Here is a 16,221-nt window from a genome sequence, read left to right on the forward strand (position 1 = left end):
CGCGCCCCATTTCGTTGCCCGACTGTCCGAGAACACCCCATGCAGCTCTCTTCGCTCACTGCGGTTTCCCCTGTTGACGGCCGCTACGCCGGCAAAACCCAGGCCCTGCGCCCAATTTTCAGCGAATACGGTCTGATCCGTGCCCGCGTTCTGGTTGAAGTGCGTTGGCTCCAGCGCCTGGCCGCTCACCCTGCCATCAGCGAAGTGCCGGCGTTCTCCGCCGAAGCCAACGCTGTGTTGAACACCCTGGCGGAAAACTTCTCTCTGGAGCACGCCGAGCGTGTCAAAGAGATCGAGCGCACCACCAACCACGACGTCAAAGCCATTGAGTACCTGCTCAAAGAGCAAGCGGCCAAGCTGCCAGAACTGGCTGCCGTCAGCGAATTCATCCACTTTGCCTGCACCAGCGAGGACATCAACAACCTGTCCCACGCCCTGATGCTGCGCGAAGGCCGTGATGATGTGATGCTGCCGCTGATGCGCCAGACCAGCGACGCCATCCGCGAGCTGGCCATCCGTTTCGCTGACGTGCCAATGCTGTCGCGCACCCACGGTCAACCGGCCTCGCCGACCACCCTGGGCAAAGAACTGGCGAACGTGGTTTATCGTCTGGAGCGTCAAATCGCTCAAGTCGCCGCCGTTCCGCTGCTGGGCAAAATCAACGGCGCTGTCGGCAACTACAACGCTCACCTGTCGGCCTACCCTGAGATCGACTGGGAAGCCAACGCCCGCGCCTTCATCGAAGACGAGCTGGGCCTGGGCTTCAACCCGTACACCACGCAGATCGAACCGCACGACTACATCGCCGAGCTGTTCGACGCGATCGCGCGCTTCAACACCATCCTGATCGACTTCGACCGCGACATCTGGGGCTACATCTCCCTGGGTTATTTCAAACAGCGCACCATCGCTGGCGAAATCGGTTCGTCGACCATGCCGCACAAGGTCAACCCGATCGACTTCGAAAACTCCGAAGGCAACCTGGGTATCGCCAACGCACTGTTCCAGCACCTGGCGAGCAAGCTGCCGATCTCCCGCTGGCAGCGTGACCTGACCGACTCCACCGTACTGCGCAACCTTGGTGTCGGCTTCGCCCACAGCGTGATCGCGTACGAAGCCAGCCTCAAAGGCATCAGCAAACTGGAGCTCAACCAGCAGAAGATTGCTGCTGACCTGGACGCGTGCTGGGAAGTGTTGGCCGAGCCGATCCAGACTGTGATGCGCCGCTACAACATCGAAAACCCGTACGAGAAATTGAAAGAGCTGACTCGCGGCAAGGGCATCAGCCCTGAAGCGCTGCAGACCTTCATCGACGGCCTGGACATGCCTGCGCAAGCCAAGGCTGAGCTGAAGCTGCTCACCCCGGCAAACTACATCGGCAACGCTGTAGCGCAAGCCAAACGCATCTGATCGACCGCTGTACCCGTTTGAGACGCCCGGCAGCGCCGGGCGTTTTTATTCCCGTCTGAAAAGTGCTTTTTTTCAATAGGTTACACATGAATCCTGACATTCCTCTTCAACTTCTGGGCGGCATCACGGCGCGCGAATTCCTGCGTGACTACTGGCAGAAAAAACCCCTGCTGATCCGTCAGGCGATCCCTGATTTCGAAAGCCCGATCGACGCCGACGAACTGGCCGGCCTGGCGCTGGAAGAAGAAGTCGAATCGCGCCTGATCATCGAGCACGGCGAGCGCCCTTGGGAATTGCGCCGCGGCCCGTTCGCCGAAGACGAATTCAGCAAGTTGCCGGAACGCGAGTGGACCCTGCTGGTTCAAGCCGTTGATCAGTTCGTGCCGGAAGTCAGCGAACTGCTGGAAAACTTCCGTTTCCTGCCGAGCTGGCGCATCGACGACGTGATGATCAGCTTCGCTGCTCCAGGTGGCAGCGTGGGTCCGCACTTCGACAACTACGACGTGTTCCTGCTGCAAGGCCACGGCAAGCGCAACTGGAAAATCGGCCAGATGTGCGATTCCGAGAGCAAGCTGCTGCAACACGCCGACTTGCGCATCCTCGCTGATTTCGAAGCCACCGATGAGTGGGTTCTGGAACCGGGCGACATGCTCTACCTGCCGCCGCGCCTGGCTCACTGCGGCGTGGCCGTTGACGATTGCATGACTTACTCGGTCGGTTTCCGCGCGCCGAGCGCCAGTGAAGTGCTGACCCACTTCACCGACTTCCTCAGCCAGTTCCTGTCGGACGAAGAGCGTTACACCGACGCCGACGCCCTGCCGGCGGTCGATCCTCATCAGATCCAGCACGACGCCCTCGATCGCCTGAAAAGCCTGCTGGCCGAGCACATGAGCGACGAGCGCTTGCTGCTGACCTGGTTCGGCCAATTCATGACCGAGCCGCGCTACCCTGAGCTGGTGGCTGGCCCGGAAGAGATCGAAGAAGAAGACTTGCTCGCCAGCCTCGAGCAAGGCGCGATCCTGATCCGCAACCCGAGCGCGCGCATGGCCTGGTCTGAAGTCGATGACGATCTTCTGCTGTTCGCCAGCGGCCAGAGCCGTTACCTGCCGGGCAAACTGCGCGAGCTGCTGAAAATGATCTGCGCCGCCGACGCCCTGCATACCGACAACCTTGGCGAGTGGCTGAGCGACGAAGACGGTCGCGGCCTGCTGTGCGAGTTGGTCAAGCAAGGCAGCCTGGGGTTTGCTGATGAATAAAATTCACGTACGTGTCGCAGACTGGCAAAAGGACAACGCCGAGATCCGGCGCATTCGTGAGACGGTGTTCATCGCCGAGCAATCCGTTCCGCCTGAGCTGGAATGGGATGCTGATGACGCAACGGCAGTCCACTTTCTGGCCTTTGAAGGCGACTTCCCGATCGGCACTGCCCGCCTGCTGCCAGATGGTCACATTGGCCGGGTGTCGGTGCTGAAGGACTGGCGCGGCTTGAAAGTCGGCGATGCGCTGATGCAAGCGGTGATCGGTGAAGCCGAGGAACGCGGGTTGAAGCAGCAGATGCTGAGCGCGCAAGTGCAGGCCACGGCGTTCTATGAGCGTTTGGGTTTCAGCATGGTCAGTGAGGAATTCCTGGAAGCCGGGATTCCGCATGTGGACATGGTGCGGCACTCGGCATAACACCGAGGTGCTGCCATCGCGAGCAGGCTCGCTCCCACAGTGAATTGATGGTGTTGCTGCAATCTGTAACAACACCTAAAACCCTGTGGGAGCGAGCCTGCTCGCGATGAGGCCCTGAAGAACACCACAAAACGCCCCGCCATCCTCGGATGCCGGGGCGTTTTGCTGTCTACGATTCAACTTGCCCCACCGCGAGCCGACAAACTGGCAATATCAAGACTTTAAAGGCCGGAGATAACGGATATGTCCCTACGCACCCTCCTCACCACGCTGCTGCTGACCTGCAGTTTTTCGGTCATGGCCGCCACCGAGATCGTGCCCCTGAACTATCGCACCAGCGCCGACCTGCTGCCGGTGGCGCAGGATTTCATCGGCAAGGATGGCCAGGTCAGCGCCTATGGCAATCAGCTGATTGTCAACGCAGAACAACGCAGGATCGACGAACTTAAGGCCTTGATCAGCCAACTCGATGTGGCCGCCAAACGCTTGCTGATCACCGTCGACACCAACGAAAACAACTTCCAGGGCGATCAGGGGTACTCGGTCAACGGCGCCAAGCCGAGCCAGACGCGCATCATCAACCGCAGCACCGACAGTCGCGACGGCGGTATCCAGCAGGTTCAGGCCAGTGAAGGCACACCGGCGCTGATCCAGGTCGGCCAGAGTGTGCCGCTCACCAGCACCCAGACCGATTCCTATGGCGACCTGCGCAGCCAAACTGAATACCGCAACGTCACCCAAGGCTTCTACGTCACCGCGAGCGTCACCGGCGACATCGTTCATCTGGCAATCAGTACTAACCGTGACCGGATGAGCCAGGAACGTCCCGATGTAGTGAACGTGCAAAGCACCGACACAACTGTCAGCGGCCGACTGGGTGAATGGATCACCCTGGCGGGCGTGAATCGCCAGACTCAAGCCGACAAACAAGGCCTGACCCGCAGCTACTCGACTCAAGGCCGGGATGACATGACCCTACGGGTGAAAGTCGATACGCTGGACTAAAGCACCAAAAACTGACTGATTAGTCGTATTAGACCAAAGATGTAGTGCTTAAAAAAAAGCACTACAAAACGTTTGACGAGCCAAAAAAGCAAAGGCATGATGGCCTCGCTCCCGCTAATCAGAGGCCCTGGCAAGGGCTTTCGAGTTGTTGTTCGCACCTACCCCGCGAGCCGATTCGTGTCTGTACCGCCCACAAGGTGTGTTTGACGAGGTTGCCGACTGGAACGAAGTTGTCCCGAGGGACGGAAGCGTATTAGGTAACCCGGCTCCACACTGAAGTTCGCACCAAGGCCCACGACGCCCGAATGCGCTCGCCAGTTCGCCCTTACCTGCTCACTTTCCCCTCGAGCCCATCGTTCATCCCGTCGCCATCCCCGCCGAACCCGACTTGACCGCCTAAGCTTCTGGTCAGCGAGCAGCCTTTTACGCCCCTTTGAAATGCGTATTTGGCACGCAGGAATTGTCCACCCAGAACCACTTTCGATTAAAGACGCGACGAGGTTTATCCCCATGGCACTGACACGCGAACAGCAAATTGCAGCCCTCGAAAAAGATTGGGCTGAAAACCCGCGCTGGAAAGGCGTGACACGCAATTACTCCGCTGCTGACGTCGTCCGCCTGCGTGGCTCGGTTCAACCTGAGCACACCTTTGCAAAAATGGGCGCCGACAAGCTTTGGAACCTGGTAACCCAGGGTGCCAAGCCGTCCTTCCGTCCTGAGAAAGATTTCGTCAACTGCATGGGCGCCCTGACCGGCGGCCAGGCTGTCCAACAAGTCAAAGCCGGTATCCAGGCGATCTACCTGTCGGGCTGGCAAGTGGCTGCGGACAACAACTCCGCCGAATCGATGTACCCGGATCAGTCGCTGTACCCAGTGGATTCGGTTCCGACCGTGGTCAAGCGCATCAACAACTCATTCCGTCGTGCTGACCAGATCCAGTGGAAAGCCGGCAAGAACCCGGGCGACGAAGGTTACATTGACTACTTCGCACCGATCGTGGCTGACGCTGAAGCCGGTTTCGGTGGCGTTCTGAACGCCTACGAGCTGATGAAGAGCATGATCGAAGCAGGCGCCGCCGGCGTTCACTTCGAAGACCAACTGGCTTCCGTGAAAAAATGCGGCCACATGGGCGGCAAGGTACTGGTTCCTACCCAGGAAGCTGTGCAGAAGCTGACCGCTGCTCGTCTGGCAGCTGACGTTGCCGGTACACCGACCATCATCCTGGCCCGTACCGACGCTAACGCAGCCGACTTGCTGACTTCCGATTGCGACCCGTACGACCAGCCATTCGTGACTGGCGAACGTACCCAGGAAGGCTTCTACAAAGTGCGCGCCGGTCTCGACCAGGCCATCGCTCGCGGCCTGGCCTATGCACCGTTCGCCGACCTGATCTGGTGCGAAACCGCCAAGCCGGATCTGGACGAGGCTCGTCGCTTCGCTGAAGCGATCAAAAAGGAATACCCGGACCAACTGCTGTCGTACAACTGCTCGCCTTCCTTCAACTGGAAGAAAAACCTGGACGACGCGACCATCGCCAAGTTCCAGCGCGAACTGTCCGCCATGGGTTACAAGCACCAGTTCATCACCCTGGCCGGCATTCACAACATGTGGCACAGCATGTTCAACCTGGCGCACGACTACGCCCGCAACGACATGACTGCCTACGTGAAGCTGCAAGAGCAAGAGTTCGCTGACGCTGCCAAGGGTTACACCTTCGTGGCTCACCAGCAGGAAGTGGGCACCGGCTACTTCGACGACATGACCACCGTGATTCAAGGTGGCACATCCTCGGTGACCGCGCTGACTGGTTCGACCGAAGAAGAACAGTTCCACTGATCTGCTTCGTTTAAGCAAACGGCCCTTGCGGACCGAATAAAAAGCTAACCGCAAAGCCGCTCATCTGACGCCCCGACTGGTTCGGGGCGTTTTTTTGCCTGCGATTTTTCGATCACTGCAAAACCCTGTGGGAGCGTGTCAACCCACAGAATTTTGCGAAACACATTGATCCAGAGCAGTTTCACGACCCGGAAAATAAGGTAAAACGACCGTGCTCGCTACTTGCAGTAACACGCATATAAGACAACTTCCCAGCCACTCACCCGTTAAACAGTTTGAAAACCACGTCAAATAATATTGATTATCATTTAGCGGTAACTATGTTCGTTACATTCCCTACAAAACATATTTGACAAAACCCCCGCTAATGCCCGAGCGGCATGGGCTACAGGGCTTTGGAGGCACGCTATGTCCTTATTCTTGTAAATAATTTCGCTATCTGAATTTTACTTGCTCGGTGTTTAGCCATAAAATCACCGCGATTGATTGCTGCGACATATCGTCACTGCTTTGTTTCTTTTCAAGCTCAGAGACCTTTGCTCTCTGTTAAGGATTACCAGCATGCCCGAAGCGACCGGACTCATGGCCCACAACTGGGGCTTTGCCATTTTCCTTCTGGGTGTCGGCGGCCTTTGCGCCTTCATGCTCGGCGTATCCAGCCTCCTCGGGTCAAAAGCCTGGGGCCGCAGCAAAAACGAACCGTTCGAGTCCGGCATGCTACCTACCGGTGGCGCCCGCTTGCGGCTCTCAGCCAAATTCTATCTGGTCGCGATGCTCTTCGTGATCTTCGATATCGAAGCCCTTTTTCTCTTTGCCTGGTCTGTGTCCGTCCGCGAAAGCGGCTGGACCGGATTCGTCGAAGCTCTCGTTTTCATAGCAATTCTGTTGGCAGGTCTTGTCTACCTATTCCGAGTGGGCGCCCTTGACTGGGCTCCGGAAGCTCGTCGTAAGCGGCAAGCGAAGCTGAAACAATGAGGCTTTGGCAATGCAATACAATCTCACCAGGATCGACCCCGATGCTCCTAACGAGCAGTATCCGATTGGCAAACGGGAAACCGTTTCCGATCCGTTAGAAGATCAAGTCCACAAAAACATTTTCATGGGCAAGCTCGAAGACGTGCTCAACGGCACGATCAACTGGGGGCGCAAGAACTCCCTGTGGCCGTATAACTTCGGTCTTTCGTGCTGCTACGTGGAAATGACCACCGCCTTCACGGCGCCCCACGACATCGCGCGCTTTGGCGCCGAGGTTATCCGGGCATCGCCGCGTCAGGCGGATTTCATGGTTATCGCCGGTACCTGCTTCATCAAGATGGCGCCGATCATTCAGCGTCTCTACGAGCAAATGCTCGAGCCTAAATGGGTCATCTCCATGGGTTCGTGCGCCAACTCCGGTGGCATGTACGACATCTACTCCGTCGTTCAAGGGGTGGACAAGTTCCTGCCCGTGGACGTCTACGTGCCTGGCTGCCCGCCCCGCCCTGAAGCTTTTCTGCAAGGCTTGATGCTGTTGCAGGAGTCGATTGGCCAGGAGCGTCGCCCACTTTCCTGGGTCGTTGGCGATCAAGGCGTTTACCGCGCCGAGATGCCTTCGCAAAAGGAACAGCGCCGCGAACAGCGTATTCAGGTAACCAACCTGCGCAGCCCCGACGAAGTCTGATCCAGATCTGTTCTTACAAAGAAACGAGAAACTGGCTTCATTCTTTACGTTGACCGAAAGCGATAAATAACCATGACTACAGGCAGTGCTCTGTACATCCCGCCTTATAAGGCAGACGACCAGGATGTGGTCGTCGAACTGAACAATCGTTTTGGCCCGGAGGCGTTCACCGCCCAGCCGACCCGCACCGGCATGCCGGTGCTTTGGGTTGCCCGCGCCAAACTCGTCGAAGTCCTGACCTTCCTGCGCAACCTGCCCAAGCCGTACGTCATGCTCTATGACCTGCACGGCGTGGACGAGCGTCTGCGCACCAAGCGTCAAGGGCTGCCAAGCGGCGCCGACTTCACTGTGTTCTATCACTTGATGTCGATCGAACGTAATAGTGACGTAATGATCAAGGTCGCCTTGTCCGAGAGCGACCTCAGCGTGCCGACCGTTACCGGTCTCTGGCCGAACGCCAACTGGTACGAGCGTGAAGTGTGGGACATGTATGGCATCAACTTTGCCGGTCACCCGCACCTGACCCGCATCATGATGCCGCCGACCTGGGAAGGTCACCCGCTGCGCAAAGACTTCCCGGCCCGCGCCACCGAGTTCGACCCGTTCAGCCTGACCCTGGCCAAGCAACAGCTTGAGGAAGAAGCCGCGCGCTTCAAGCCTGAAGACTGGGGCATGAAACGTTCCGGACCGAACGAGGACTACATGTTCCTCAACCTGGGTCCCAACCACCCTTCGGCGCACGGTGCATTCCGTATCATTCTGCAGCTGGACGGTGAAGAGATCGTCGACTGCGTGCCGGACGTCGGTTACCACCACCGTGGTGCCGAGAAGATGGCCGAGCGTCAGTCCTGGCACAGCTTCATTCCGTACACCGACCGTATCGACTACCTCGGCGGCGTGATGAACAACCTGCCGTACGTGCTCTCGGTCGAGAAGCTGGCCGGCATCAAGGTGCCCGAGAAGGTCGACGTCATCCGCATCATGATGGCCGAGTTCTTCCGGATCACCAGCCACTTGCTGTTCCTGGGGACTTACATCCAGGACGTCGGCGCCATGACCCCGGTGTTCTTCACCTTCACCGACCGCCAGAAGGCGTACACGGTGATCGAAGCCATCACTGGTTTCCGTCTGCACCCGGCCTGGTACCGCATCGGTGGCGTCGCCCACGACCTGCCGCGCGGCTGGGAAAAACTGGTCAAGGATTTCGTCGAGTGGATGCCCAAGCGTCTGGACGAATACCAGAAAGCCGCACTGGACAACAGCATCCTGCGTGGCCGGACCATCGGCGTCGCCGCCTACAACACCAAAGAAGCCCTGGAATGGGGCGTCACCGGTGCCGGCCTGCGTTCGACCGGTTGCGATTTCGACCTGCGTAAGGCTCGCCCTTACTCCGGCTACGAAAACTTCGAATTCGAAATCCCGCTGGCGGCCAATGGCGATGCCTACGACCGTTGCATCGTTCGCGTCGAAGAAATGCGCCAGAGCATCAAGATCATCGAGCAGTGCATGCGCAACATGCCGGAAGGCCCGTACAAGGCGGATCACCCGCTGACCACGCCGCCACCCAAAGAGCGCACGCTGCAACACATCGAGACCCTGATCACGCACTTCCTGCAAGTTTCGTGGGGCCCGGTCATGCCGGCCAACGAATCCTTCCAGATGATCGAAGCGACCAAGGGTATCAACAGTTATTACCTGACGAGCGATGGCGGCACCATGAGCTACCGCACCCGGATTCGTACTCCAAGCTTCCCGCACCTGCAGCAGATCCCTTCGGTGATCAAAGGCAGCATGGTCGCGGACTTGATCGCGTACCTGGGTAGTATCGATTTCGTTATGGCCGACGTGGACCGCTAAGCATGAACAGCCCGCTTATCCAGACAGACCGTTTCGCCCTGAGCGAAACCGAGCGCTCGGCCATCGAGCATGAGCTGCATCACTACGAAGACCCGCGCGCGGCGTCGATCGAAGCCCTGAAGATCGTCCAGAAGGAACGTGGCTGGGTGCCTGACGGCGCGCTCTACGCCATCGGCGAGATCCTCGGCATCCCGGCCAGCGACGTTGAAGGGGTGGCGACGTTCTACAGCCAGATCTTCCGTCAGCCCGTGGGCCGTCACATCATTCGCGTCTGCGACAGCATGGTCTGCTACATCGGCGGCCACGAGTCGGTAGTCAGCGAAATCCAGAGCAAGCTGGGCATCGGCCTGGGTCAGACCACCGCCGACGGTCGTTTCACCCTGCTGCCGGTCTGCTGCCTCGGCAACTGTGACAAGGCGCCGGCGCTGATGATCGACGACGACACGTTCGGTGATGTACAGCCTGCCGGCGTTGCCAAATTGCTCGAGGGCTACGTATGACCCTGACTTCCTTCGGTCCAGCCAACCGCATCAAGCGTTCGGCCGAGACTCACCCGCTCACCTGGCGTCTGCGTGACGACGGCGAAGCCGTATGGCTCGACGAATACCAGGCCAAGAACGGTTACGCCGCTGCGCGCAAGGCCTTCGCCGACATGGCCCAGGACGACATCGTCCAGACCGTGAAAGACTCCGGCCTCAAGGGCCGCGGCGGTGCAGGCTTCCCCACGGGCGTGAAGTGGGGCCTGATGCCCAAGGACGAATCCATCAACATCCGCTACCTGCTGTGCAACGCGGATGAGATGGAGCCGAACACCTGGAAAGACCGCATGCTGATGGAGCAACTGCCCCATCTGCTGATCGAAGGCATGCTGATCAGTGCTCGCGCGCTGAAAACCTACCGTGGCTACATCTTCCTGCGTGGCGAGTACACCACCGCCGCCAAGCACCTGAACCGTGCCGTGGAAGAAGCCAAGGCAGCAGGCCTGCTGGGTAAAAACATCCTGGGCAGCGGCTTCGATTTCGAGCTGTTTGTCCATACCGGCGCCGGGCGTTACATCTGCGGTGAAGAAACCGCACTGATCAACTCCCTCGAAGGCCGCCGCGCCAACCCGCGCTCCAAGCCGCCCTTCCCTGCCGCCGTGGGCGTGTGGGGCAAGCCGACTTGCGTGAACAACGTTGAAACCCTGTGCAACGTGCCGGCGATCATTGCCGACGGCGTGGACTGGTACAAATCGCTGGCCCGCGAAGGCAGCGAAGACATGGGCACCAAGCTCATGGGCTTCTCCGGCAAGGTCAAGAACCCTGGCCTGTGGGAATTGCCGTTCGGCGTCACCGGTCGCGAGCTGTTCGAAGAGTACGCCGGCGGCATGCGCGACGGTTACAAGCTCAAGTGCTGGCAGCCAGGCGGCGCCGGTACCGGTTTCCTGTTGCCGGAACACCTGGACGCACAAATGTATGCCGGCGGCATCGCCAAAGTGGGCACCCGTATGGGTACCGGCCTGGCCATGGCGGTGGACGACAGCGTCAACATGGTGTCCTTGCTTCGCAACATGGAAGAGTTCTTCTCCCGCGAATCCTGTGGCTTCTGCACCCCGTGCCGTGACGGTCTGCCGTGGAGCGTCAAGCTGCTGCGGGCGATCGAGAACGGTGAAGGGCAAGCCGGCGATATCGAGACCCTGCTGGGTCTGGTCGGTTTCCTCGGCCCGGGCAAGACCTTCTGTGCACACGCACCGGGTGCCGTGGAGCCGTTGGGCAGCGCCATCAAATACTTCCGTCCAGAGTTCGAAGCCGGCATCGCTCCCACCAGTGCCGTCGTCCCGCCTCTGGCAAAGCCGATCGTAGTCGGCGCGTAAACGCTTAAAAAGGCGAAGGGTCCGTGCCCTTCGTCTTCTCGTGTGATGACGCCGAAAACGGCTGTGTTGATTCACGCGAATAACAAGATTCCATTAGCCACGCCCGCTGACACCGGGCCAACGAAGAACTTTGAACCATGGCCACTATCCACGTAGACGGCAAAGAGCTCGAAGTCGATGGGGCAGACAACCTGTTACAGGCGTGTCTGTCGCTAGGCCTCGATATCCCTTATTTCTGCTGGCACCCAGCCCTTGGCAGCGTTGGCGCTTGCCGCCAGTGCGCGGTCAAGCAGTACACCGACGAGAACGACAAGCGTGGTCGGATCGTCATGTCCTGCATGACCCCCGCCACCGACGGCAGCTGGATCTCCATCGACGACGAAGAAGCGAAAGTGTTTCGCGCCAGCGTCGTTGAATGGTTGATGACCAACCACCCTCACGACTGCCCGGTCTGTGAGGAAGGCGGTCACTGCCACCTGCAAGACATGACCGTGATGACCGGCCACAACGAGCGCCGCTATCGCTTCACCAAGCGTACTCACCAGAACCAGCAACTGGGCCCGTTCATTTCCCACGAAATGAACCGCTGCATCGCTTGCTATCGCTGCGTGCGCTTCTATAAGGACTACGCTGGCGGTACCGACCTCGGTGTGTTCGGCGCCCACGACAACGTGTACTTCGGTCGCGTTGAAGACGGCACCCTCGAAAGCGAGTTCTCCGGCAACCTCACCGAGGTCTGCCCGACCGGTGTGTTCACCGACAAGACTCACTCCGAGCGCTACAACCGCAAGTGGGACATGCAGTTCTCGCCGAGCATCTGCCATGGCTGCTCCAGCGGCTGCAACATTTCCCCGGGCGAGCGTTACGGCGAACTGCGTCGCATCGAAAACCGTTTCAACGGTTCGGTGAACCAGTACTTCCTGTGCGACCGTGGCCGTTTCGGCTATGGCTATGTCAACCGCGAAGACCGCCCGCGTCAGCCATTGCTGGCCAACGGCGCCAAGCTGGGCCTCGACGAAGCGCTGGATAAAGCCGCTGACCTGCTGCGCGGTCGCAATATCGTCGGTATCGGTTCGCCGCGCGCCAGCCTCGAAAGCAACTACGCGTTGCTTGAACTGGTCGGTGCCGAGCACTTCTACTCCGGTATCGAAGCCGCTGAGCTGGAACGCATTCGTCTGGTTGTGCAGGTGCTCAAAGACAGCCCGCTGCCGATCCCGAACATGCGCGACATCGAAGATCACGATGCGATTTTCGTCCTCGGCGAAGACCTGACCCAGACTGCTGCGCGCATGGCCCTGGCCCTGCGCCAATCGGTCAAGGGCAAGGCCGAAGACATGGCCGACGCCATGCGTGTTCAGCCATGGCTCGATGCCGCGGTGAAGAACATCGGTCAGAACGCGCTGAACCCGCTGTTCATCGCCAGCCTGGCTGAAACCAAGCTCGACGACGTGGCTGAAGAATGCGTTCACGCAGCTCCCGACGACCTGGCCCGCATCGGTTTCGCCGTGGCTCACGCCCTCGATGCCAGCGCGCCGGCCGTTGAAGGCCTGGACGCTGAAGCCCTCGAACTGGCTCAGCGCATCGCCAACGCCCTGCTCGCTGCCAAGCGTCCATTGATCATTGCCGGCACCTCGCTGGGTTCCAAGGCGCTGATCGAAGCCGCGGCGAACATCGCCAAGGCCCTGAAGCTGCGCGAGAAGAACGGCTCCATCAGCCTGATCGTGCCAGAGGCCAACAGCCTCGGCCTGGCCATGCTCGGTGGTGACTCGGTCGACGCAGCCCTGCAAGCGGTGATCGACGGCAAGGCGGACGCCATCGTCGTGCTGGAAAACGATCTGTACACCCGTACCGACAAAGCCAAGGTCGATGCTGCCCTGAACGCCGCAAAAGTGGTGATCGTGGCGGACCATCAGAAGACCGCCACCAGCGATCGCGCGCACCTGGTTCTGCCAGCCGCCAGCTTCGCTGAAGGCGACGGTACGCTGGTCAGCCAGGAAGGCCGCGCCCAGCGTTTCTTCCAGGTCTTCGACCCGACTTACCTCGACGCAAGCATTCTGGTTCACGAAGGCTGGCGCTGGCTGCATGCCCTGCGTTCGACCCTGCTGAACCAGCCGATTGACTGGACCCAACTGGACCACGTCACCGCTGCCGTTGCTGCGAGCAAACCGCAACTGGCGCGCATCGTCGATGCCGCACCGTCCGCTGCGTTCCGCATCAAAGGCTTGAAACTGGCTCGCGAACCACTGCGTTACAGCGGCCGGACTGCCATGCGCGCCGACATCAGCGTGCACGAACCGCGTACTTCCCAGGACAACGACACCGCGTTCTCGTTCTCCATGGAAGGTTACTCGGGCTCGGTCGAACCGCGTCAGCAAGTACCATTCGCCTGGTCTCCGGGCTGGAACTCGCCGCAAGCCTGGAACAAGTTCCAGGACGAAGTCGGTGGTCACATCCGCGCTGGCGACCCGGGCACTCGCCTGATCGAAAGCACCGGTGATTCGCTGAACTGGTTCGCCAGTGTTCCGCGCGCGTTCAACCCGGCTCCGGGCACCTGGCAGGTCGTGCCGTTCTTCCACCTGTTCGGCAGCGAAGAGAACTCTTCCAAAGCCGCGCCGGTTCAAGAACGCATTCCAGCTGCTTACCTGTCGCTGGCCAAGTCCGAAGCCGATCGTCTGGGTGTCAATGACGGTGCCCTGCTGAGCCTGAACGTGGCCGGCCAGACCCTGCGTCTGCCGCTGCGCATCAACGAAGAGCTGGGTGCCGGTCTGGTCGCATTGCCGGCCGGTATCGCTGGCATTCCACCTGCGATTTTTGGCAAATCCGTTGACGGTCTGCAGGAGGCAGCGCTATGACCTTGTTCACTCCTGAAGTGATCGACGTAATCATCGCGGTCCTCAAGGCCATCGTGATTCTGCTCGCCGTTGTGGTGTGCGGCGCGCTGCTGAGCTGGGTCGAGCGTCGTCTGCTCGCCCTCTGGCAGGACCGTTACGGTCCGAACCGCGTCGGCCCGTTCGGCGCGTTCCAGATCGCCGCCGACATGATCAAGATGTTCTTCAAGGAAGACTGGACCCCGCCGTTCGCCGACAAAGTGATCTTCACGTTGGCACCGGTCGTGGCCATGAGCGCCTTGCTGATTGCCTTCGCGATCATCCCGATCACCCCGACCTGGGGCGTGGCGGACATCAACATCGGCATCCTGTTCTTCTTCGCCATGGCCGGTCTGTCGGTCTACGCGGTGCTGTTCGCCGGCTGGTCGAGTAACAACAAGTTCGCCCTGTTGGGCAGCTTGCGGGCCTCGGCGCAAACCGTGTCGTACGAAGTGTTCATGGGCCTGTCGCTGATGGGCATCGTGATCCAGGTCGGCTCGTTCAACATGCGCGACATCGTTGAATACCAGGCGCAGAACCTGTGGTTCGTCATTCCGCAGATCTTCGGTTTCCTGACCTTCTTCATCGCTGGCGTCGCCGTGACTCACCGTCACCCGTTCGACCAGCCGGAAGCGGAGCAGGAACTGGCCGACGGTTACCACATTGAATATGCCGGCATGAAATGGGGCATGTTCTTCGTCGGTGAGTACATCGGCATCGTGCTGATTTCGGCGCTGCTGGTGACGTTGTTCTTCGGTGGCTGGCACGGTCCGTTCGGCATTCTGCCGCAGATCCCGTTCATCTGGTTCGCTCTGAAAACCGCGTTCTTCATCATGTTCTTCATCCTGCTGCGCGCCTCGATTCCGCGCCCACGGTATGACCAAGTGATGGATTTCAGCTGGAAGTTCTGCCTGCCGCTGACCCTCGTCAACATGCTGGTGACCGCTGCGGTCGTGTTGCTCAACACGCCCGCCGTCGCGGCTCAGTGAGGATAGAGAATCATGAAGTACATTTTTGACATCGTGCATGGCTTCTTCACCCAGCTTCGCAGCCTGGTGATGATCTTCGGCCACGCCTTCCGCAAGCGCGACACGCTGCAGTACCCGGAAGAAGCCGTGTACCTGCCGCCGCGCTTCCGTGGACGTATCGTGCTGACCCGCGACCCCGACGGCGAAGAGCGTTGTGTAGCCTGCAACCTGTGCGCCGTGGCGTGCCCGGTCGGTTGCATCTCGCTGCAGAAAGCTGAAACCGACGACGGTCGCTGGTACCCGGAGTTTTTCCGTATCAACTTCTCGCGCTGCATTTTCTGCGGCCTCTGCGAGGAAGCCTGCCCGACCACCGCGATCCAGCTGACACCGGATTTCGAGATGGCCGAGTTCAAACGTCAGGACCTGGTGTACGAGAAAGAAGATCTGTTGATCTCCGGCCCCGGCAAAAACCCTGATTACAACTTCTATCGTGTTGCAGGTATGGCGATTGCCGGTAAGCCAAAAGGCTCCGCGCAGAATGAAGCCGAACCGATCAACGTGAAGAGCTTGCTGCCTTAAGGAAGAAAGATGGAATTCGCTTTCTATTTCGCATCGGGTATCGCTGTTGTGTCCACGCTTCGCGTGATCACCAACACCAACCCCGTGCACGCCCTGCTCTACCTGATCATTTCGCTGATCGCCGTGGCCATGACGTTCTTCGCCCTCGGCGCACCGTTTGCCGGTGTACTGGAAGTGATCGCCTACGCTGGCGCCATCATGGTGCTGTTCGTGTTCGTGGTGATGATGCTGAACCTGGGCCCCGCCTCGGTTCAGCAAGAGCGCGTCTGGCTCAAGCCCGGCATCTGGCTCGGCCCGGTCGCCCTCGGCACCCTGCTGCTGGTTGAACTGCTGTACGTGTTGTTCAGCGATGCCAGCGGTCAGGCCATCGGCCACACCACCGTAGACGCGAAGGCCGTGGGCATCAGCCTGTTCGGTCCTTACCTGCTGGTGGTCGAACTCGCCTCGATGCTGCTGCTCGCCGCAGCCGTCACGGCGTTCCACTTGGGCCGCAACGAAGCCAAGGAGCAATGA

Annotated in this window: 14 protein-coding genes; all 14 read left to right on the forward strand. The window is 59.7% G+C overall.

What is annotated here, in order from left to right; genetic code table 11:
- Positions 1-39: 39 nt before the first annotated feature.
- The 14 genes from purB to nuoJ all read left to right on the forward strand — a co-directional run bounded on the left by purB (position 40) and on the right by nuoJ (position 16,221).
- Positions 40-1,410: an adenylosuccinate lyase gene (gene purB / locus KVG95_RS16310; protein ID WP_217857150.1), complete on the forward strand. Its 1,371-nt coding sequence runs from the start codon at positions 40-42 to the stop codon at positions 1,408-1,410.
- 86 nt (positions 1,411-1,496) lie between these two features.
- A complete protein-coding gene (locus tag KVG95_RS16315; RefSeq protein ID WP_217857151.1) occupies positions 1,497-2,666 on the forward strand; it encodes a ribosomal protein uL16 3-hydroxylase in 1,170 nt (389 codons plus the stop codon).
- Complete coding sequence (locus tag KVG95_RS16320; RefSeq protein ID WP_007905044.1) at positions 2,659-3,084, forward strand: GNAT family N-acetyltransferase; 426 nt, start codon at positions 2,659-2,661, stop codon at positions 3,082-3,084. The genes KVG95_RS16315 and KVG95_RS16320 overlap by 8 nt, the downstream gene beginning before the upstream one ends.
- Before the next feature lie 243 nt (positions 3,085-3,327).
- Complete coding sequence (locus tag KVG95_RS16325; RefSeq protein ID WP_217857152.1) at positions 3,328-4,089, forward strand: secretin N-terminal domain-containing protein; 762 nt, start codon at positions 3,328-3,330, stop codon at positions 4,087-4,089.
- A gap of 510 nt (positions 4,090-4,599) precedes the next feature.
- Complete coding sequence (gene aceA / locus KVG95_RS16330) at positions 4,600-5,925, forward strand: isocitrate lyase (protein WP_007905048.1); 1,326 nt, start codon at positions 4,600-4,602, stop codon at positions 5,923-5,925.
- A 561-nt stretch (positions 5,926-6,486) separates the two neighbouring features.
- Positions 6,487-6,900, forward strand: a complete 414-nt coding sequence (locus KVG95_RS16335) for an NADH-quinone oxidoreductase subunit A (protein ID WP_007905050.1) — start codon at positions 6,487-6,489, stop codon at positions 6,898-6,900.
- 10 nt (positions 6,901-6,910) lie between these two features.
- Positions 6,911-7,585, forward strand: a complete 675-nt coding sequence (locus KVG95_RS16340) for a NuoB/complex I 20 kDa subunit family protein (protein ID WP_008014893.1) — start codon at positions 6,911-6,913, stop codon at positions 7,583-7,585.
- Positions 7,586-7,657: 72 nt separating this feature from the next.
- Complete coding sequence (gene nuoC, locus KVG95_RS16345; RefSeq protein ID WP_217857153.1) at positions 7,658-9,442, forward strand: NADH-quinone oxidoreductase subunit C/D; 1,785 nt, start codon at positions 7,658-7,660, stop codon at positions 9,440-9,442.
- Between the two features lie 2 nt (positions 9,443-9,444).
- Positions 9,445-9,942 carry an NADH-quinone oxidoreductase subunit NuoE gene (gene nuoE, locus KVG95_RS16350; RefSeq protein WP_007940871.1) on the forward strand — a complete coding sequence of 166 codons (498 nt, stop codon included), beginning with the start codon at positions 9,445-9,447 and terminating at the stop codon, positions 9,940-9,942.
- Positions 9,939-11,294, forward strand: coding sequence for an NADH-quinone oxidoreductase subunit NuoF (nuoF, locus tag KVG95_RS16355; RefSeq protein WP_217857154.1), 1,356 nt, complete (start codon positions 9,939-9,941; stop codon positions 11,292-11,294). Before nuoE ends, nuoF begins: the two co-directional genes overlap by 4 nt.
- Positions 11,295-11,431: 137 nt before the next feature.
- Positions 11,432-14,146 carry an NADH-quinone oxidoreductase subunit NuoG gene (gene nuoG, locus KVG95_RS16360; RefSeq protein ID WP_217857155.1) on the forward strand — a complete coding sequence of 905 codons (2,715 nt, stop codon included), beginning with the start codon at positions 11,432-11,434 and terminating at the stop codon, positions 14,144-14,146.
- Entirely contained in the window at positions 14,143-15,150 is a 1,008-nt protein-coding gene (nuoH, locus tag KVG95_RS16365) for an NADH-quinone oxidoreductase subunit NuoH (protein ID WP_007905066.1), read from the forward strand. Before nuoG ends, nuoH begins: the two co-directional genes overlap by 4 nt.
- Before the next feature lie 12 nt (positions 15,151-15,162).
- Positions 15,163-15,708: an NADH-quinone oxidoreductase subunit NuoI gene (gene nuoI, locus KVG95_RS16370; RefSeq protein ID WP_200889382.1), complete on the forward strand. Its 546-nt coding sequence runs from the start codon at positions 15,163-15,165 to the stop codon at positions 15,706-15,708.
- A 9-nt stretch (positions 15,709-15,717) separates the two neighbouring features.
- The gene (gene nuoJ, locus KVG95_RS16375) at positions 15,718-16,221 is read left to right on the forward strand and encodes an NADH-quinone oxidoreductase subunit J (RefSeq protein ID WP_007905076.1); all 504 of its coding nucleotides are present in this window, start codon (positions 15,718-15,720) and stop codon (positions 16,219-16,221) included.

The organism is Pseudomonas farris (assembly GCF_019145235.1).
GTDB classification, from domain to species: domain Bacteria; phylum Pseudomonadota; class Gammaproteobacteria; order Pseudomonadales; family Pseudomonadaceae; genus Aquipseudomonas; species Aquipseudomonas farris.

Bases quoted from the DNA above. Each gene is read 5' to 3' on its own strand.
- purB (WP_217857150.1), top strand. From the start codon at position 40: ATGCAGCTCTCTTCGCTCACTGCGGTTTCCCCTGTTGACGGCCGCTAC.
- KVG95_RS16315 (WP_217857151.1), top strand. From the start codon at position 1,497: ATGAATCCTGACATTCCTCTTCAACTTCTGGGCGGCATCACGGCGCGC.
- KVG95_RS16320 (WP_007905044.1), top strand. From the start codon at position 2,659: ATGAATAAAATTCACGTACGTGTCGCAGACTGGCAAAAGGACAACGCC.
- KVG95_RS16325 (WP_217857152.1), top strand. From the start codon at position 3,328: ATGTCCCTACGCACCCTCCTCACCACGCTGCTGCTGACCTGCAGTTTT.
- aceA (WP_007905048.1), top strand. From the start codon at position 4,600: ATGGCACTGACACGCGAACAGCAAATTGCAGCCCTCGAAAAAGATTGG.
- KVG95_RS16335 (WP_007905050.1), top strand. From the start codon at position 6,487: ATGCCCGAAGCGACCGGACTCATGGCCCACAACTGGGGCTTTGCCATT.
- KVG95_RS16340 (WP_008014893.1), top strand. From the start codon at position 6,911: ATGCAATACAATCTCACCAGGATCGACCCCGATGCTCCTAACGAGCAG.
- nuoC (WP_217857153.1), top strand. From the start codon at position 7,658: ATGACTACAGGCAGTGCTCTGTACATCCCGCCTTATAAGGCAGACGAC.
- nuoE (WP_007940871.1), top strand. From the start codon at position 9,445: ATGAACAGCCCGCTTATCCAGACAGACCGTTTCGCCCTGAGCGAAACC.
- nuoF (WP_217857154.1), top strand. From the start codon at position 9,939: ATGACCCTGACTTCCTTCGGTCCAGCCAACCGCATCAAGCGTTCGGCC.
- nuoG (WP_217857155.1), top strand. From the start codon at position 11,432: ATGGCCACTATCCACGTAGACGGCAAAGAGCTCGAAGTCGATGGGGCA.
- nuoH (WP_007905066.1), top strand. From the start codon at position 14,143: ATGACCTTGTTCACTCCTGAAGTGATCGACGTAATCATCGCGGTCCTC.
- nuoI (WP_200889382.1), top strand. From the start codon at position 15,163: ATGAAGTACATTTTTGACATCGTGCATGGCTTCTTCACCCAGCTTCGC.
- nuoJ (WP_007905076.1), top strand. From the start codon at position 15,718: ATGGAATTCGCTTTCTATTTCGCATCGGGTATCGCTGTTGTGTCCACG.